Annotated in this window: 19 protein-coding genes; 13 read left to right on the top strand and 6 right to left on the bottom strand. The window is 55.6% G+C overall.

Going from position 1 to position 18,471, the window contains the following annotated elements; translation table 11 throughout:
- Positions 1-586: 586 nt before the first annotated feature.
- Genes Pla100_RS01880 through fliP form a run of 4 tightly spaced genes read right to left on the bottom strand, consistent with a single transcriptional unit; the run spans position 587 to position 3,629 of the window.
- Positions 587-1,666: an EscU/YscU/HrcU family type III secretion system export apparatus switch protein gene (locus Pla100_RS01880; RefSeq protein ID WP_146575975.1), complete on the bottom strand. Its 1,080-nt coding sequence runs from the start codon at positions 1,664-1,666 to the stop codon at positions 587-589.
- Positions 1,667-1,669: 3 nt separating this feature from the next.
- Positions 1,670-2,560: a flagellar biosynthetic protein FliR gene (locus Pla100_RS01885; RefSeq protein ID WP_231602563.1), complete on the bottom strand. Its 891-nt coding sequence runs from the start codon at positions 2,558-2,560 to the stop codon at positions 1,670-1,672.
- On the bottom strand, positions 2,560-2,826 hold the full coding sequence (locus tag Pla100_RS01890) for a flagellar biosynthetic protein FliQ (protein WP_146576564.1): 267 nt from the start codon (positions 2,824-2,826) through the stop codon (positions 2,560-2,562). Before Pla100_RS01890 ends, Pla100_RS01885 begins: the two co-directional genes overlap by 1 nt.
- Positions 2,827-2,837: 11 nt before the next feature.
- Positions 2,838-3,629 carry a flagellar type III secretion system pore protein FliP gene (gene fliP, locus Pla100_RS01895; protein ID WP_231602729.1) on the bottom strand — a complete coding sequence of 264 codons (792 nt, stop codon included), beginning with the start codon at positions 3,627-3,629 and terminating at the stop codon, positions 2,838-2,840.
- Between the two features lie 473 nt (positions 3,630-4,102).
- Here fliP and Pla100_RS01900 point away from each other — a divergent pair, with 473 nt between their 5' ends.
- Positions 4,103-5,875, top strand: coding sequence for a TolC family protein (locus tag Pla100_RS01900; protein WP_146576565.1), 1,773 nt, complete (start codon positions 4,103-4,105; stop codon positions 5,873-5,875).
- Positions 5,876-5,938: 63 nt separating this feature from the next.
- Here Pla100_RS01900 and Pla100_RS01905 read toward each other — a convergent pair whose 3' ends face one another.
- On the bottom strand, positions 5,939-6,628 hold the full coding sequence (locus tag Pla100_RS01905) for a response regulator transcription factor (protein WP_146575977.1): 690 nt from the start codon (positions 6,626-6,628) through the stop codon (positions 5,939-5,941).
- A gap of 237 nt (positions 6,629-6,865) precedes the next feature.
- Here Pla100_RS01905 and Pla100_RS01910 point away from each other — a divergent pair, with 237 nt between their 5' ends.
- The 11 genes from Pla100_RS01910 (at position 6,866) to Pla100_RS01960 (ending at position 16,048) form a co-directional block, all read left to right on the top strand.
- Positions 6,866-7,417 (top strand): Na+/H+ antiporter subunit E, encoded by a 552-nt coding sequence (locus tag Pla100_RS01910; protein ID WP_146575978.1) that lies wholly within the window; start codon positions 6,866-6,868, stop codon positions 7,415-7,417.
- Positions 7,414-7,767, top strand: coding sequence for a monovalent cation/H+ antiporter complex subunit F (locus tag Pla100_RS01915; RefSeq protein ID WP_231602565.1), 354 nt, complete (start codon positions 7,414-7,416; stop codon positions 7,765-7,767). Before Pla100_RS01910 ends, Pla100_RS01915 begins: the two co-directional genes overlap by 4 nt.
- Positions 7,764-8,120, top strand: coding sequence for a monovalent cation/H(+) antiporter subunit G (gene mnhG, locus Pla100_RS01920; RefSeq protein WP_146575979.1), 357 nt, complete (start codon positions 7,764-7,766; stop codon positions 8,118-8,120). Before Pla100_RS01915 ends, mnhG begins: the two co-directional genes overlap by 4 nt.
- The gene (locus Pla100_RS01925) at positions 8,117-8,680 is read left to right on the top strand and encodes a DUF4040 domain-containing protein (RefSeq protein WP_146575980.1); all 564 of its coding nucleotides are present in this window, start codon (positions 8,117-8,119) and stop codon (positions 8,678-8,680) included. The genes mnhG and Pla100_RS01925 overlap by 4 nt, the downstream gene beginning before the upstream one ends.
- The gene (locus Pla100_RS01930) at positions 8,677-9,171 is read left to right on the top strand and encodes a Na(+)/H(+) antiporter subunit B (RefSeq protein WP_146575981.1); all 495 of its coding nucleotides are present in this window, start codon (positions 8,677-8,679) and stop codon (positions 9,169-9,171) included. The genes Pla100_RS01925 and Pla100_RS01930 overlap by 4 nt, the downstream gene beginning before the upstream one ends.
- Positions 9,168-9,656 carry a sodium:proton antiporter gene (locus Pla100_RS01935; RefSeq protein ID WP_146575982.1) on the top strand — a complete coding sequence of 163 codons (489 nt, stop codon included), beginning with the start codon at positions 9,168-9,170 and terminating at the stop codon, positions 9,654-9,656. Before Pla100_RS01930 ends, Pla100_RS01935 begins: the two co-directional genes overlap by 4 nt.
- A complete protein-coding gene (locus tag Pla100_RS01940; protein ID WP_146575983.1) occupies positions 9,653-11,161 on the top strand; it encodes a monovalent cation/H+ antiporter subunit D family protein in 1,509 nt (502 codons plus the stop codon). Before Pla100_RS01935 ends, Pla100_RS01940 begins: the two co-directional genes overlap by 4 nt.
- The gene (locus tag Pla100_RS01945) at positions 11,161-12,690 is read left to right on the top strand and encodes a proton-conducting transporter transmembrane domain-containing protein (RefSeq protein ID WP_146576567.1); all 1,530 of its coding nucleotides are present in this window, start codon (positions 11,161-11,163) and stop codon (positions 12,688-12,690) included. Before Pla100_RS01940 ends, Pla100_RS01945 begins: the two co-directional genes overlap by 1 nt.
- Positions 12,687-13,037 carry a hypothetical protein gene (locus tag Pla100_RS31455; RefSeq protein ID WP_231602568.1) on the top strand — a complete coding sequence of 117 codons (351 nt, stop codon included), beginning with the start codon at positions 12,687-12,689 and terminating at the stop codon, positions 13,035-13,037. Before Pla100_RS01945 ends, Pla100_RS31455 begins: the two co-directional genes overlap by 4 nt.
- Entirely contained in the window at positions 13,021-14,736 is a 1,716-nt protein-coding gene (locus Pla100_RS01955; RefSeq protein ID WP_146575984.1) for a Na(+)/H(+) antiporter subunit D, read from the top strand. Before Pla100_RS31455 ends, Pla100_RS01955 begins: the two co-directional genes overlap by 17 nt.
- A gap of 748 nt (positions 14,737-15,484) precedes the next feature.
- The gene (locus Pla100_RS01960; protein WP_231602569.1) at positions 15,485-16,048 is read left to right on the top strand and encodes a hypothetical protein; all 564 of its coding nucleotides are present in this window, start codon (positions 15,485-15,487) and stop codon (positions 16,046-16,048) included.
- A gap of 5 nt (positions 16,049-16,053) precedes the next feature.
- On the opposite strand, the gene Pla100_RS01965 is transcribed toward Pla100_RS01960, so the two are convergent.
- Positions 16,054-16,839, bottom strand: coding sequence for a class I SAM-dependent methyltransferase (locus Pla100_RS01965; RefSeq protein WP_146576570.1), 786 nt, complete (start codon positions 16,837-16,839; stop codon positions 16,054-16,056).
- A 309-nt stretch (positions 16,840-17,148) separates the two neighbouring features.
- Between Pla100_RS01965 and Pla100_RS01970 the strand changes: the two genes are divergently transcribed.
- Positions 17,149-18,468 (top strand): hypothetical protein, encoded by a 1,320-nt coding sequence (locus Pla100_RS01970; RefSeq protein WP_146575985.1) that lies wholly within the window; start codon positions 17,149-17,151, stop codon positions 18,466-18,468.
- Positions 18,469-18,471: the final 3 nt, after the last annotated feature.

Below are 18,471 nucleotides of genomic sequence, written 5' to 3' on the forward strand. Positions count from 1 at the left end.
TTCGATGCGAACGCCGCACGGACATCGACGAATGTACCTTCGCCGCCGCGCCCGCGAATTGATGACGGCATAACCGCCGTTTTTCGATTCCTCTTCCTGCGGTCGCTCTTCCGGTTTCGTTAATTTCTCGGAGCTTGGCGGTTCCACCTTATCGATCCGCGCTGATCGACACGATCAGCTTCCCGACGGGCGGATGTTCAGGCCGATATTCGTTACCTGAGCGAGGGCAATCGGCGCACAAAAACTGCAGTACCACCGTCGGGTGGCTGTCAACATTATGCGAAAGTAGTATATCCCTTTGCTCGCTTTCCATGCGAAAGTCGTATGTCCCTTTGCTCGCTTTCCTTTGCTCGCTTAAATCGCCGACGACGCCATTCGGTTGTAAAGGGCATTATTCCAAAGCTTAAACTTAAACCTCAACTTATACTTAAACCCGCTCCTCATACGACGACCGACGGATTGAGATTCGTGCTCGGTTTAGGTTTAGGTTTAGGTTTAGGTTTAGGTTTAGGTTTAGGTTTAGGTTTAGGTTTAGGTTTAGGTTTAGGTTTAAGTTTAAGTTTAAGTTTAAGAGCCGACCCGCCGCTTACGCGGCTCGTTGGGCTTGGGGGATGGATTTGCCTTGCAACTGATACACGTAACGCAACACTTCGGCGACGGCTTGGTACTGGTCGATCGGGATTTCTTGTCCGACATCGACGGTTTTGTAGAGCAACTGGGCTAGCGGTTTTCGCTCGACGACGGGGATGCCATGCTCCAACGCCGTGCGACGGATCTTTTGCGCGATCACGCCGGCCCCTTTCGCAACGACGATCGGCGCGGGCATGGAGTGTGGATCGTATTTAATCGCGATCGCCAGTTCCGTTGGATTGCTCACGACCACGTCCGCCGTTGGGACATCGTTGCTCGCCCGGCTCATCGCCAACTGGCGGGCGACTTGACGCCGACGCGCCGCAACCTGAGGGTCACCTTCGGTGTCCTTCATTTCGTCGCGGACTTCTTGGTCGGTCATCTTCAAGTCTTCTTCGTGCTTCCACTTCTGAAACGCCCATTCCAAGAGTGCCAAGACGAACAACCCCGATCCGATCCACAAGCAGACCCCGACTAACGTATGAAACATTCCCGCCGCGATCTGCGGTACCGACAAAGCGGCCATCGACATGACTTCGTCCATGTGGGTCTTGAGCGCGAAGTACGCGACAACCCCGATCAGGGTGATCTTGAACATCCCAAAGATCAACCGCATCACACCTTGCAGCGAAGCAATCCGCTTGGCGCCCGACAACGGATCGATGTTGCTCAGTTTGGGAATCAGCTTGTCTGGGGACAAGATCAAACCCGCTTGGGTGACGTTGATGATGATCGCACCGATGAACATCAATAGTAGAATGGGGGCCGTCGCGATCGCGAGACGATATGCCAAACGTAATAATTCGTTCGTAGCTTCCTGCGGCGTGTAAGCGATCAACCGAGAATTAGACAGCGCCGCTTCGATCCCCCCCGCCATCGCCGCCGAAGTGCGAGCGCCGATCGTTTTCATCGCGAACAACGCGGCTAACAGCAACGCCGCCGACGTCAGGTCTTGGCTCTTAGCGACTTGCCCTTTCTCTCTCGCCTGACGTCGCTTGCGTTCAGACGCGAAATGCTTCTTATCTCCATCAGCCATCGCTTAGTTGTCCGCCACAGCGAGATCGGCTGGCGCATTCACCGGTAGCGTTTCGCTTTGAAGCCACACCGCCGACAAGCGGTCCACGCCATTGGTGAGATCGTCTTGGAAAATCCAAGTCACCGAACCGATCGTCAATGCGGTCACAACTAGTAACGCTAGGGCGTTGACGCTCAGCCCGATCGCGAGAACGTTGATCTGCGGCATGGTGCGGCTGATCAAACCGGTGACGAGGTTGCTGAGCAACAACGCGGCGACGACCGGGGCGGAAACCCGCACGCCCGACGCCATCGCGCCGCTCATGCACTCGATCACCGAATCCATGATCGAAGAATGAAATACGATGTTCCCCGCCGGCAAGCGATCAAAACTTTCCACCAACAAACTCAGCACGACCCGGTGTCCACCCGAGATCAGCATGATCGCTGTGACCAACATGCCGACAAACTTCGCGATGGCGGGCATGCTTGCTTGGGTCGTGGGATCGACTGCGTCGCCGAGCTGCATCCCGCCAGTGCTTGTGATCGCTTCGCCTGCCAATTGGACGCCTGTGATGATGATTTGAACCGTCGCACCGATCAGCATCCCGATCACGCCTTCGCGAACGACCGCGAGCGCTAGATCAATTAAGTTGGTGATCTCGGGCAACGTTTCCATGCCGGGACGCTCGGCGAGCGTCGGCATCAACAGCATGGTCATGGTGATTGCGAGCAACAACCGCACCCGCCGTGGCACGCCCGAACCGATCGCGGGCAACGCCATCAAGACCATTCCCAAACGTGTCAACACCAGGATGCCGACGACCATGTGAGTCATCAACCAATCAAAGAACGGCTGCAGTGCGAACGGCTGCAGGGCGGGCGGGCCGTCGAGATTCGCGACCACTTCGATCATCACAATCCACCAGCATCTTCGAACACGCGTCGGGTGAACTCGAGCATCCGAGTCATTAGCCAGGGCAAACAGGCGACCAGCACGGCCGCCATCGCAAGCAACTTGGGCACGAACGATACCGTTTGATCTTGAATCTGGGTCAACGCTTGTATCAAGCCGATCGCCAATCCGGCCGCCATACCCACGATCAACATCGGAGCCGCGATCACGATCGCGATGATCAACGCTTCTCGAGCAAGGTCCACCGCGGCCGAGGTTTCCAACATCGCCAACAACATCATCCGATCGTCCCGAAGCTGTTCATCAACATCTCAACGACCAACCGCCAGCCGTCGACCAACACGAACAACAGCAATTTAAACGGCAGCGAAATCACCGCCGGGGGCAACATTAACATGCCCATCGAGATCGTGACGCTCGCGACGACCAAATCCACGATCAAGAACGGCAAATAAATCTGAAACCCCATCAAGAACGCCGTTTTTAATTCGCTCAAGATGTAGGCGGGCAACAACACCCGCATCGGGACATCCGAGAACGTGCTCGGCAGTGGTGCGTCTGGGTCCATGTAGCTGTAGAACAAATGCACGTCATCGTGGTTGCCGGCCACGTCGATTTGCCGCGACATGAATTCCCGGATCGGAATCGCGCCGGCGTCGTAGGCTTCCTCGAGTGTCATTGAAATCTCAGGGTCCGTATACGGCGCGATCGCATCGTCGTACACGCGGTTCCATACGGGGGTCATCACAAACAACGTCATGAACAACGCCACACTCGTCATCACCTGACTGGGCGGTAAAGATTGCAAACCGATCGCCTGTCGCAGCAATCCCAACACGATGATGATGCGAACGTAACACGTCGTCATCAGCAAGATCGCCGGTGCCATCGACAGGACCGTCAACAGCAACATGATTTGCAGACTGCCCGTCATGCCCTCCGGGCTGGTCCATTGTTCCGGGCCACCGGCAAGAAAATCGAGCGGTTTGGTTTCATCGTTCGCTTCGTCGGGCGGATCCAGATCGTTGCCTTGGCCGACGCGAACGGGCTCGCGGCCCAATACCTTCACGGTACCGTCGTCTTCAGTGGTTGCTTCCTCACCGACGGTCTGTGACCAAACGGGTGACTGGAAAGACCCGACGAGGCACGCGAGCACCACAAGCGAACAGCGAAGAAGCGTAAATGATTTCAGATTCGGAAACACTGGAAAGAGACCGCCGGTACAAAAACCATTGACGAGAGACCGCCGGACTTTAAAGAAATTCGCTACTTTGCCGAAAGATCGGAATTGCCGGAAGTTTCGCTGGATACGTTTGTGCGGGTTTGTCGAATAACTAGAGGATTGTGGATTGTGTCGTTCACAACGTTTCGTCGTTTGCGCAGCGATTGACCTTGAACTCCAGCCCTCCGTATCCCGTTGCAACGGAACGACCTCGCAATCGAGCGGGGCGCGGTGGAGTGTCGCGCCGTCGAAAATGCGGATCGTGGCTGTCCACCGTTTTGTTCGTTGCGACTTGGTCGGTCATCACGGGTGTCTTGTTGATGACGATCGCCAGCGTGATCGGATGTCGTCACCCCAGTTCGAGCTCCCTGAAAGTTTGGCAGGAAACACTCGGAAACCGGACGACCGAGATCGACGCGATCATGGCGAAAGTCGATGCCGGTGCTCCGCCTGTTGAAATTCCGACCGTTCCTTCGCCGCCGATCACGATCCGTGACGCCGAATCGCTCAAAACAGCCCGATATCGCGATCTGACGCTCAGTGAAACGATCCGGATTGCCTTATCCAACGCGGAGGTGCTCCGTGACCTCAATGCCACCGTGCTGCGGGCGCCCGATCAATTGGCAACCGATGAAACCTTGCCCTTGGTTCAACTGAATCCACAAACCGGCATCGAGGCGGCCCTGTCGGCGTACGATGCTCAGGTCTACGCATTGGGCAAATGGCAAAACAACGACCGCCAGTTCAACAACCGATTCTTTGGCGGCGGGGCCAACGCGTTCCAACAAGATACCCATGACTACGTTTTGCAGTTGAGCAAACGAACCGCCACGGGGGCTCAGATCGCCATCCGCAGCATCACGGATTACGATTCGAACAATGCCACCGGGAACGAAACACCTAGTGCCTGGCAGACGCAGTGGCATGCCGAGCTTCGCCAACCGTTGTTGCAAGGTGCCGGCTTGACGTTCAATCGCATCGGTGGTCCCGCAGCACTGCCGGGAGTCTACAACGGTGTCCTGATCGCCAAAACCAATAATGACATATCGGTTACCGAGTTCCGACGCGACGCGAGGAATTTCGTAAGCAACGTGATCAACGCGTACTGGGATTTGGCGTACGCCTACCGCGACGCGGACGCTCGTGCCGAAGCCTTGGAACGTGCCCGCACGACTTGGCGGAGCTACGAAGCGCAAAAAACGTCCAATCGTCGTGGCGGGGCGGCCGAGGCTCTCGCACGCGAGCAGTACTATCGATTCAAATCCGAATATCAAGACGCCGTAGCCGGCAAACTCGTCGGTCGCACCCAAGTCAACAATGCTTCCTCGGGCGGAACGTTTGCCGGGATCGGCGGCGTGCTTGCCACTGAACGCCGCCTGCGACTTTTGGTGGGGCTGCCGATAAGTGACGGTGAGTTGCTACGCCCGATCGACGAACCGATCACTGCACCGGTGATTTTCGACACCGAATCGCTCAGCGTCGAAGCGATCCGAATGCGGGAAGAGTTGCAGCAACAGCGTCTCCAAGTACAAAAGCGGGAAATGGAATTGCTCGCCGCCAAGAACTTCTTATTGCCTTCTCTGGATCTCGTCTCGATCTATCGCGTCCGAGGTCTCGATTCGCAACTGGCCGGTTCGGGTAGCGCGTTGTCCGAACTCGGTGACATGGACTTTCAGGAATACGAAGCGGCGTTGGAGTTCAAAATGCCTGTCGGATTCCGGCAAGCTCACGCGGCGGTCCAGCACGCTAAACTACAAATCGCCCGCGAGCGTTCGGTACTGCATGAACAAGAACGGCAAATTCTGCACGACCTGTTGTCCACCGTCGCCGAGGCCGACCGCGCGTTTGCCTTGGCCGAAACCAGCCTGAACCGATATCTCGCCGCGAAGGATGCCTTGGATTCACTCGACGCGAATCGACAAGCAGGGCTGCCGATCAGCTTGGAACAATTGCTCGACGCCCAGCGGCGATTGAGCGAATCGCAGACACGTTATTACTTGGCGGTGACCGAGTACATGGTGGCGATCAAAAATGTGCAATTCGAAAGTGGCACGCTGCTACAAGACGCACGCGTGATGGTCGCCGAGCTGTGATGCCCGGCTGTACTGTGAGCGCTGAGGCTTTGATACGAACTGCTCAATGAATCGCTTGTCGATTCAAACGAAGTCGTCAGTGTCGTGATCCTCGTCTCCTTCACCTTCTCCCTCGCCTTCAAAAAACTCGTCTGCGTCGGGGGTGCGGGGGTCTCCGGGGGCGCGTTTTCGTAACTTGCGTTGCAACGACCGGCGGTGAATCCCTAACCGTCGTGCGGCTTCGGAAATGTTGTTATTGCAGTCTGCGAGGACCCGATGAATATGTTCCCACTCATTGCGAGCGAGCGATGGGGCGGGAAACGCCAAGCCTCCCTCGGGGATCAACGGCTCGTCGCCACGGACGAATGCGGACAAAATGTCGTCCGCGTCGGCGGGCTTGCTCAAAAAATTAACGGCACCGGCACGAACGGCGTCGATCGAAGCGGGGATACTGCCGAAACCCGACAACATGATGATGCGGCAATCGGGTTTGATTTCCAGCAGCTTGCGTAATAAATCCAGGCCACTGCGTCCGGGCATCCGCAGGTCGAGAACCGCCAAATCGGTCGGCGCGCGAGTGAAGATACTCACCGCTTCTTCATAATTCGAGGCCGTTCGGACGGCCAGACCACGGCTTTGCATCGCGATCGCCAAGCGATCTCGCAAGATTTCCGTATCGTCGACCAGCAGGATCGACTCCGCGCCGACCATCTCAGCCGTGCAGACGAGGTTACCGGATTGAGGAGGATCAGAAGGGGTGGAAGGGATGCTCATGAGCACAAATGGGGGCATGGACAGAGTGACATCGTCGTGACACGGTGATTGCACAGACGCAGAACACTCATCGTAACGAAAATCGTCACCAACGCGTAGTCTGGCCGCGTTCGATCGTCGAGTCCCACCGCCGGTCCGCCAAACAGAATATTGCGATTGGCCTTGCAATGTTTTTGACGACAGGTTAACTCTGCCGCATACGGATATCCATCTTTTATTTGCAATGAATGCTCGGCCGTGAAGTTCGCCGTCTCCCTCCTCGCCATTCTCGTCGCCAACTGGTTGTTGTGGTCAGGTCACTTCGACAACCTGTTCTTGATCGCACTGGGGATGGGTTCATGCGTTTTGTGTTTGTTGTTGGCACTACGGATGCGAATCGTCGACGACGAAGGCACTCCGATCCAGCTTGGATTGATTCGCCCCTTTCTTTGGTACGCCCCCTGGCTGGCCAAAGAAATTGTGAAGTCCAACGTCGAGGTCGCCAAGATTATTCTGTCGCCGGTTATGCCGCTGCGGCGGAACCTGATTCGCGTCCCGACGAAACAGAAGTCCGAAATCGGCCGGGTGATCCTCGCCAACTCGATCACGCTCACGCCGGGAACGGTTTCGGTGCGTTTGCAAGACAAGACGATCCTCGTGCACGGTTTGAACGTGCAAGGCAGCGCCGACGACATCAGCGGTGAAATGGGGGATCGGATCTGCAAACTAGAAGGTTGCGACCGAATCGATAAAACGGGTGTTGGCGGCGCGAGTGCTGGCACCTCGAGTGACAATGGAGCCAACACGTGAGCACTGGGTTTACCGAGTTGACTAACGGCATCCTCGCGGTGACTTCGTTTGCGGTGCTAGTCACGATGACGTTGGCGTTGATCCGCGCGACGCTTGGGCCAACCGTGTTCGATCGTGTTCTGGCATTGAACATGTTTGGAACGAAGACCGTGTTGTTAATTTGCGTGGTCAGCTTCATGAGCGGACGCAGCGACTTTCTCGATCTGGCATTGTTGTACAGCTTGATGAATTTCATCGGCATGGTCGCGTTGCTGCGATTCACTCAGTACAACGACTTCGGTGGCGAGCAACATGACGAGCTTGGGCAGCGGATTCCCGAATCTTCCGCCAAGCGAAAGGTCTCGGCATGATCGTTCTGGAATTCATAGGCTGTTTCTTTTTGATCGCCGGTGCGGTTTTTTCGATCATCGGCGGTGTGGGTTTGGTGCGGCTACCCGAGTTTTTTTCTCGGATGCACGGCGGCGGTATCACCGACACGATGGGGGCCGGGTTGGTCGTCATTGGGTTGATGTTTCTGGCCGGTCCGAACCTGATTGCGTTCAAGCTAGTTGTTATTTTGTTCTTCTTGACGGTCACCAGTCCGAGTTCCTGTCACGCGCTTGCGAAGTCCGCGATTACGCACGGCTTGAAGCCTGAATTGGACGTCGAGTGCGATACGCCGTTGGATGAAACGGTCGCCTTGGATGAGGTCCGGCGAAAATGAATTTGATTGTATTTGCCATCTTGGCGTTATTGGCGATCACCGCCGTCGCGATCGCCCAATTGCGAGAATTGTGGGCGGTGATCATGTTCACGGGGATCTACAGTTTTCTGTCTGCGAGCTGGATGCTGATTCTCGACGCACCCGACGTGGCGTTTACCGAGGCGGCCGTGGGAGCTGGAATCTCGACGGTTCTTATGCTCAGCACTGTATCGCTGACCGGCAAAGCCGAAGACATTCCGCGGAAGTCTTCTTGGTTGCCGTTGATTACCGTGCTGTTCACCGGCGCAGCGTTGATCTACGGCACCTTGGATATGCCACATTTTGGGTCGCCCGATGCACCCGTCCAGGTTTACCCAAGCCCAACGTTTGTCGAGCGATCTCAAGATGACATGCACGGACTGCCCAACGTCGTGACGGCGTTGTTGGCCAGTTACCGTGGTTACGACACACTCGGTGAGACGACGGTGGTCTTGACCGCCGGAATCGCGGTCTTGTTGATCCTGCGCCGCGAGGACGAGAGCCAAATCGACAGTGACACGACGAACGAGGAAATACTGTGAAGTCATTTCCGATCATTCGGGTCATCACCAAGTTATTGATCCCGTATATTTTGCTCTTTGCGTTCTACGTTCAATTCCACGGCGACTATGGGCCCGGTGGCGGTTTCCAAGCGGGCGTGATCTTTGCCTCCGCGTTGATTCTTTACGGCTTGGTATTCGGTCTCGGATCGATCAAACGGGTCGCTCCGCCGATCGTGATCGAGAAGTGCATGGCGTTGGGTGTCATGGTGTACGCGGGGACCGGTGTGTTAACGATGGCGTTGGGTGGGAAGTTCCTCGACTACAACGTTCTAGAACATCACGTCTTGCCGAGTTGGCACTTGCCGTCCGGGCAACATCTCGGCATTTTCTTGGTCGAGATGGGCGTGGGCATCACGGTGACCTCTGTGATGACGATGATTTTTTACGCATTTGCTTCACGCGGTCGAACGGAATTCAACGGATCGGCGACCACAAGCCGGGCGAATCACGGAAGGAAATCGGTTCGATGAATTGGGAACAAGTCTCCGGACTGTACAACTACTGGGTTGTGATCTTCTTGATGATGACCGGCTTCTACATCGTTCTTGCACGCAAGAATTTGGTGAAGTCGGTAATCGGGTTGAACATCTTTCAAACCTCGGTGTTCTTGCTGTACATCACGATGGGCAAGGTCGACGGCGGAACGGCCCCGATTATCCCCCCGGAAATCGCTGCTGCTGCCGCACACGGGCATCAAGAGCACGCCGTCGATGCGGCTCATGACGCACACATCGCTGATGCAGGGCATGTTGCCGACGTGATTCATGATGCTGGCTTGACGCACGATGCGATCGAGATCGTTTATTCGAATCCGTTACCGAGTGTCTTGATGCTCACGGCGATTGTGGTCGGGATTGCGACAACGGCACTTGCGTTGGCGCTCGTCGTTCGGATCCGCGAAGACTACGGTACGATCGACGAAGAACAAATTTTACGATTGGACCGCGGCGAATGATGGACGCGATTCTGACTCATTTGCCCGTTCTGGCGATCGTGCTTCCGATGTTGGCCGCGCCGCTGTGCGTGGTTCTGCATCATTCGCGGGCCGCGTTCGTGCTCGCACTCGTGGTTTCGGCACTGACGTTTGCGTGCAGCGCCGGATTGCTCAGCCAAGTCTGGTCGCTCAATCAATCAGGACTTCCTGCATTTATCAGTTACGAGTTGGGCAACTGGGCTCCGCCGTACGGGATCGAGTACCGTGTCGATCTGTTGTCGGGGTTTGTGATGACCTTCGTGTCTGGGATCGGCATGATTGTACTCGCCTATGCTCCTGCTAGCGTGGACGATGAAATTCCGCGATCGAAACACTATCTGTTCTATGCGACGTACTTGTTATGCATGACCGGGTTACTCGGCATGTGCGTGACGGGTGACTTGTTCAATGTTTTTGTATTCCTTGAAATATCGTCGCTATCCTCGTACGCGCTGATCAGTTTGGGTCGTTCACGGCGTGCACCCTTGGCGGCGTTTCAGTATCTGATCTTGGGCAGTATCGGGGCGACCTTCATTTTGATCGGCATCGGTTTGCTGTATCAAATGACCGGTACGTTGAACATGGCTGACATTGCCGCACGGCTTCCGCATGATCACGCGCCGCGAACGATCTTGGTTGCTTTCTCGTTCTTGATAATCGGGTTATGCGTCAAGATGGCGGTTTTTCCGCTTCACACGTGGTTGCCCAATGCTTACACCTACGCTCCATCGGTCGTCACCTGTTTTGTAGCCGCTACAGCAACCAAGGTATCCGTCTATGCGTTTATTCGATTGATCTACGGCATAATCACACCGGGGTTTGCGTTCGATACATTGCCATTGGACAGCGAACTGATGTTCTTTTCTTTGGTCGGAATCTTCATCGCTTCGATCGCGGCAATTTACCAAGACAACGTCAAGCGTTTGCTCGCTTACTCCAGTGTGGCTCAGATCGGATACATGTTACTCGGTATTTCAATGGCCACCCCGACAGGATTGACCGGGGGAATCGTTCACATGTTCAATCACGCCCTGATCAAAGGCGGACTGTTCATGGTTGCCGGTTGCTTTGCGTTGCGACTAGGCAGTGTCCAGTTGTCAGATTGGAGGGGTGCTGGCCGCACGATGCCGTGGACGTCCTTGGCGTGGGCGATCGGCGGTTTGGGACTCATCGGCGTCCCGTTGACGGTCGGGTTTGTTAGTAAGTGGATGTTATTAACCGGCGCGTTCGAGTCAGGCCGTTGGTCGATCGGATTGATGATGTTGTTATCGTCATTGCTAGCAGTAGTTTATGTGTGGCGCGTGGTGGAGACGCTGTACTTTACCGAACCGAGCGCGGCAGCCAAGAGAGCGACCGAGGCACCGCTAAGCATGTTGATCCCGACCTATGTCTTGATCTTCGCCACACTCGTCTTTGGCGTTTGGACACCCTGGTCCGCTGGAATCGCTCATCAGGCCGCGATCGCGTTGTTGGGAGTCACGCCATGATGTCGCCCGAGAACATGATTTGGATTTCACTGCTGCTTCCATTGATCGCGGTCGGATTGATCGTCTTGTTCGGCAAGGTACCTGACCTGCGTGACGGTTGCTCGGGTACGGTGGCGGGTTTGTTGTTCATCGTGGTTTGCTCATTGGCGGTGGGCGTGTTCGATGGCGAGCGTCCGGCCTGGTCGATCGGCGAGATGTTGCCAGGCTTCGAAATCGCATTCCGGGTCGAACCGCTCGGAATGCTGTTCGCGATCGTCGCATCCGGTTTATGGATTTTGACCACGGCATACGCGGTTGGGTACATGCGTGGTCATCATGAAGAGCATCAGACACGATTTTTCGCATGCTTCGCGATCGCAATTTTTGCGGCGCTGGCGGCAGCATTTTCGGCGAACTTGTTCACCTTGTTTGTTGCCTACGAACTGATGACGATTTCGACGTATCCATTGGTGACGCATCATGGGACGGAGGAGTCCAGACGAGGCGGTCGCATCTATCTCGGCATTTTGCTGTCGACGTCGATCGCATTTTTCATGTTGGCAATCGTATGGACCTGGGCGCTCGCCGGAACGCTTGACTTTCAGCTCGGTGGTATCTTGGCCGATGCGTACCAAAGCGACCGTATTTCCGACACGGGGTTGGGCGTTCTTGTCGGCCTGTTTGCCTTCGGTATCGGCAAAGCGGCATTGATGCCTTTCCATCGATGGCTACCCGCCGCCATGGTGGCTCCGACACCGGTTAGCGCCCTATTGCACGCCGTCGCGGTGGTCAAAGTCGGCGTGTTCTCGGTCATGAAGGTATGCGTTTACATTATCGGCATCGACTTGTTGCGAGACACCGGCGTGAGCCTTTACTTAGCGTACGTCGCAGGTTTCACTCTAGTGGTTGCATCGTTTGTGGCGATGACGAAGGACAACCTGAAAGCCCGTCTTGCCTATTCGACGATCGGTCAGCTCGCTTACATCACGTTGGGCGCGTTCTTGGCAACGCCTAGTAGCGTTATAGGTGGTGGAATGCACATCGCGATGCACGCGGTCGGCAAGATCACGTTGTTTTTCTGTGCGGGTGCGATCTACGTTGCCGCCCACAAAAAGAACATCTCGGAGATGGAGGGTCTCGGTCACAAGATGCCGTTCACGTTTGCGGCATTTCTGATCGCGTCGGTCAGTATCATCGGCTTGCCGCCCGGCGGAGGTGCCTGGAGCAAGTGGTTGCTCGCGGTCGGAACCGTCGAGACCGATCAGTTAATTCTCACGGCCGCTTTAATGCTCAGTTCTCTGTTAAATATCGCTTACCTTATTCCGATTCCCATGCGGGCATTCATGCCGGCAAGAAACGGGAAGGCAGCATCGACGTCCCATCACGCCGCTGGAGAGGCGGTCAATCGTGAAGGATGGATTTCGCAAATCGACGAAGCCCCGCTGATGTGCGTTGTGCCATTGTGCATCACAGCCCTGGGCAGCGTTGCTCTGTTCTTCGCGGCGCAATGGATCTACGAAGTGCTCTTACCGATCACCCTACAGCCATGAAGACTCCCAAACGAACCGGCAAACGGAATGCTCCGACGCCGCAGAATGCAATCGCGGGCGAATACCACGACGCCGACACCCATCGGCATGTCACGCCGGCGGATGCGTCTTGGTTCGAACGCCCCGAGAACGTTAAGAAGATAATCGTTGCGTTGGTGATCGTTTGCGTCGCGTTGGTTGCAGCCGAATTTTTCTACACGAACCATCATCCCCACTTCGGTATCGAATCGAGTTTTGCGTTTCAGGCGTGGTTCGGTTTCGTCACCTTTGTCGTGATCGTTTTCTTGGGGCGAATGCTACGTTTGATCGTATCGCGACCGGAGGACTACTATGACCGTGATCGCTAATCTGCCACCGGGATTCGTGATGATGGTGGGTGCGTTATTCGTACCGCTGTTTTCACGTCGGATACAACCCTGGGTGGTGCTAGTTCTCTCGTCGATTAGCTTGGCCTTGTTCGTGATGACGCCGGCCGATATTTACGGCAAGATGGAACTGTTCGGTGCGGAACTCAACATCGTTCGTATTGACAACCTTTCAAGACCGTTCGGTTTGGTGTTTCATCTCGCGGCGATCGTCTCAGCGATCTATGCCCTGCACGTTCAAGACACTCGCCAACATGTGGCAGGCGTGCTGTACGCGGGTGCGGCGATCGGTGCTGCGTGTGCCGGTGATCTGATCACGTTGTTCGTGTTCTGGGAACTGACCGCGATCTCGAGTGTGTTTCTGGTTTGGGCGAGTGATTCGGAAAGTTCCTACCGAGCCGGCATGCGTTATCTGATCATTCAGGTTGGGTCAGGCGTTTTGTTGCTATCCGGTGCGATCGTTCAGTATGTAGAAACAGGTTCGGTATTGTTTGTACCGTTCGTCGAAAATGGCTCAGGCGATCGATTGACGTTGGCCGGACAATTGGTACTCGTCGCATTTGGAATCAAGTGCGCGTTTCCGTTGTTGCACAACTGGTTGCAAGATTCGTACCCCAAGGCAACGGTCACGGGCACCGTGTTCTTGAGCGCATTCACGACGAAACTTGCGGTCTACTCGCTCGCTCGCGGATTCGCGGGATTTGAGCCTCTGATCTATGTCGGGTGCACGATGACGTTGTTTCCGATCGTTTTTGCGGTGATCGAAAATGACTTGCGTCGGGTGCTCGCCTACAGCCTCAACAACCAACTCGGCTTCATGGTTGTCGGCATCGGGATCGGGACCGAGTTGGCCATCAACGGGACCGTGGCACACGCGTTTTGTCACATCATTTATAAGTCGTTGCTATTCATGTCGATGGGAGCGGTCTTGTATCGAGTGGGGACAACGAAAGCAACAGAGTTGGGCGGATTGCACAAGTCGATGCCATGGACGACCGGATTTTGCCTGATCGGTGCGGGAGCCATTTCGGGATTCCCTCTGTTGAGTGGATTCGTGAGCAAGTCGATGATCATTTCGGCGGCCGGTGAAGAGCATTTACTCGGTGTTTGGATTGTGTTGTTGATCGCGTCGGCCGGTGTGATGGAACACTCGGGGATCAAGATTCCATTCTTTGCGTTCTTTGCCCACGACAGCGGCAAGCGTCCCAAGGAAGCACCGTGGAACATGTTGCTCGCCATGGGGATCGCTGCGGTCGGATGCGTCACGTTGGGAATTGCCTATCCGTTGCTTTATGCATTGCTTCCCAATGATGTTGAGTACCACCCCTATACTGCGGCCCACGTGGTGACGATGTTGCAACTGTTGATGTTCGCGACGCTCGCGTTTGTGGTTTTGATGAAGACCGGGCTGTATCCGGAAGAGAAACGTGCGACGGTCTTAGACACGGATTGGTTTTATCGCGTAGCCTCGCCAACGATTCTGGGCGGCTTGATCGGAGGTATTGCCGCCGTGGACCGCAGCATTCGTTGGGCATTCTTGGCCGCACTCAGGGGCGTGCTACAGACTGTGGAGGAGGGATTTAACGAAACAGGCCTATTCGGACGAACTTGGTCGACCAACACGATGGCGTTTTGGGCCACGGTACTGCTGGGCGCCTCGTTGATCGTCTACTACCTGTAGTGGTTCGTCAAAATCTAATTTTAGGGTGAGCCGAACGCGCTAGCGTCGGGCGTTGAGCAATGCCCGCGGCTAGCGGGCTGTTGATTTAATCGTAACCCGAAGCGTCAGCGAGGGATTCATCACCATTAAGTCCTTTGTATGTATCCCTCGCTCACGCTTCGGGTTTCGATGAGGACTAAATCAACAGCACGCTAGCGCCGTCGGCTCACTTCACTAACCCTAATTTTAGGGTTTGACGAAGCAGTAGTTTTTCGCCGCGTGTTCGCCGTAAAGCCTCGTTCACCCGGCCTAGATCAGCTAGCGTCACGTTCGGGGTTCCGAGAACGCAATTGATACAAGCCCGACGCGCGCGTTTTGAAGTTGTGCTAATCGCGAGTCAAGCGTACTCGTACTCAGTGAAATGGTACTCGTACTCAATGAAATGGTACTCGTACTCGAAACACACGCACGAGCACGAGCACGAGCACGAGCACGAGCACGAGCACGAGCACGAGCACGAGCACGAGCACGAGCACGAGTGCCCGGCTCAACGGGAGATTCCGGCCCCTTGGTTTGCGTTGCGTAATTTCAAAGCTCACACATCGGGTTACGAGAAAAGGTTGGAAAACTTTGACGATTGGGGGGACGATGGAGGGTTCAGGAAGATCGACCCAATCTGCGAGCCTGGATCGTCGATCTTGACCTAGGTGTTGTTGCGTTGACGTGTTGGTCAGCGTCGTGCGTCTTAGGGAAAAGGATTTCAATCGCGATGGCTTTCACATTTCAACGAAAATCGACCATCTTGATGTTCTTGGCCATGGCAACGGTCTCGGCGACCGCGACGGCTGATTTCGGCAGCTGGTTACATCGCCAGAAGATGACCTACTTCCGTAATAGTGCATGGCCGGATCCATTTACCGAAGCCGACGCTTTGGATGTGGTGGAGCCGTTCGAGATCATGAAGCAAAACGGATGGCGTTCGCACAATACGATCGGCAACAACCTATTCCGTGCTGAAGACGGCGCGTTGCTCGCATCGGGCCAGAATCGCGTTCGTTGGATTGCGACCCAATGTCCTGAGGCGCATCGTGAAATCCACGTTCTTGAGGGACGCTCGGCGGAGGAAACGGCAAACCGCATCGCTTCGGTTCGTGAGGCGATCAAATTGCTTGACCAGGAAGGTGCACAACCACGTGTTTTCGTAACGAGCATTGTGCCTTCAACGACTCCAGGTGCGATCGCCACGAAGATCAATCGTGATCGCTTGGAACAGATGGCTGCACCGAAACTGCCGACGACAACGGCATCAGGCCAAGCTGGTGTGACCGAGTAGACCGTTTACGAATCGGGTAACCACAACGTACCCGCACGTTCGCTGCGAAATGTTCGATCGGCTTGTCGCCGTCTCGCTTTGATCCTGACGTAGGGCGGTACATAGTTCGCTCGGTCGGCGAACGAATTCGGGCTTGCTTTAGGATCCGCATGCATCGGTTCGATCAGATCCTCGATGACAAAGCCCGACCGGCAAAGACCGCCGATCATGTCTTCCCAACGGTGCAAGAACTCGGTGGCACCGGGTTCTCGCAAACGATTGGCAACGGAACTCGAGATTTTCGGATCGGGCACCGGCGCGGACCGATAATAAGCGTGATCGATCGCATAACGTCCTGAAGGACGATCGATCGACGTCTGCAGACTGACGGGCGACTTGTGCTGGCTGATGTAGAGGCCGCCATCGCGCAACACGGTCGCGACCTGCTGGTAAACGACGACGATGTCGGGCAGGTAGCAGGTGCTAACTGGATGGACGACCAGATCAAAGTCTGCACCGGCGAGCATCGAAAGATCGTCCATCGACCCTTCGATCAAGCGGACCGAATAACCTCGTTTTCGGGCCGCTTCGCGATCAAGTTCCAGCATCGCAGGGCTCAGGTCGACGACCGTGACATGCGCCCCTGCGGCCGCGTAGAGGCAACTTTGCCGTCCGCCTCCTCCGGCGAGGCAGAGCACTTTCCAGCCCTGAATCGAGCCTCCGAGCCATCCGATCGAATCGACCGTTCGCAGCGGGTCGGCGAGTTCCGCATCCGAGACAATCCGGCAAAGTGGCGCGTCGGCGGCGGCCATTTTTTGATAGCACTGCCGGTTGGCCTGCAAAATCGTTTCGCGAATTGGTTTCAAGGGACTGGTTTTGTCGTGAAAATCATGGTTTCGGGGCCGCTACGCACGGTCCCAGGGCTGGTTCATGGGCTAATTTACCTAATCTAGGAACTTTCCGCCCGTTGACGGCATCTCACCCTTGGCAACGATCCCGTTGCCCCGGCGCAAGGATCCCCACTCTACCCGCATGGATGCACCGCGTCGTTCCTTTTCGAATTGACCTTTTTTTCGAATATTAAGTTCATTGACGCGTCCCGATGATCGAGACCAGACACTATGTCAGATCCTAAAATTGATTTTCAGCAGCTTCTGAGCGACCATCTCGACGGATGGCTGGCGGGGGAAGATCTGGAAACACTTCAAAAACAACTTCACGACGACGCCGGATTGCGAGAACAGTACGAGGCGATGCTTGGCGACCGCAAAGCACTTCGTGCGATGTTTTCCCAGCCGCACCCGAAATCTCTTCCACCAGACTTTGCCCGCACAGTAGCTGCCCAAGCTGCCCGCCGACGAGACGAAGTGGATGGATTGAATGCACCTGCGAGTCCGACCGAAACGCATCGATCATGGCGACGTCGTATGGTAATCGCAACGGTCGTTGCCACTGCTGCGGCGGTGCTGGCGATGATCTCGATTCCGTCCGGCGTTGGCATTACACCGCCCCGGTTGGCCAATAGCGAGAGTGGCTTAACAGGCGTGATGCCGCTTTTGCCGAACGGCGATTCGAAAACGAATGATTCCGATCCAAGTTCGCTCGAGCGATCCACGCTCATTCCGATGGAACAATTGGCCGATGCATCGGTGGATTCGGATTCGCCAGTCGCATCGAAAAGACCAAACGCAATGCCTGACGTGGCAGAGCAGACCAAACCGGAAGAACGTATCGCATCGATTCCCTCTAAGGAGCCACGCTCGATCGCGTCGACCGGAACTGGCCAGCCCGAAACACGCCGAGCAATGGATGTTTCGACCGCTGTTGCCATCTCACAAACACCGGATGATACGCTGTCGGGTGCAGTCTTGGTTTACGACGTACGTTTGACCTCGCGTGGTCGCATCACACAACCGCTTAGTCTGGCGATGCAACGGGTTGGTTTAGCCGAAACGACGCGGCAACCGATCGATCGTTCGTTGATCGAAGCTGCTAAAAGCGTTGACACGTTCGATCCCGAATCGAACTTTCAAGTTCTCTACCTGCGTGCATCCGCCAAGCGATTGGATCGATTGTTCGAATCGTTGCTTCGTGATAGGGAGAATGTTAGCTCGGTGGCGTTGTCACTGGTGACGGATTCGCCGATTTTAAAGTTGACCGACAATTTGGAACGTGTCGACTCGACGTTGATTCGACGTGAAGATCGCGGCGTCGTCCGTCAACGTGCGGCGAGCTACCAATTGGAATCGAACGAGGGAAGCGAGTTAGCAGTGCTGCGTCGTTTGCTTGATGGCCAGACCTTCGTTCCAGTGACTCCCGGATTAACTGGATTTCCACGATCTGGAAACGGCGATGCTGGAGCCGAAACGGACGGACGTTCGGATCTGGACGGTGCAACTGATCGCGACATCATGAGTCGCGTGCTAGTCATCATCCGATAGGGT

Origin of the sequence: Neorhodopirellula pilleata, assembly GCF_007859915.1 — a bacterium.
Classification (GTDB): domain Bacteria; phylum Planctomycetota; class Planctomycetia; order Pirellulales; family Pirellulaceae; genus Rhodopirellula; species Rhodopirellula pilleata.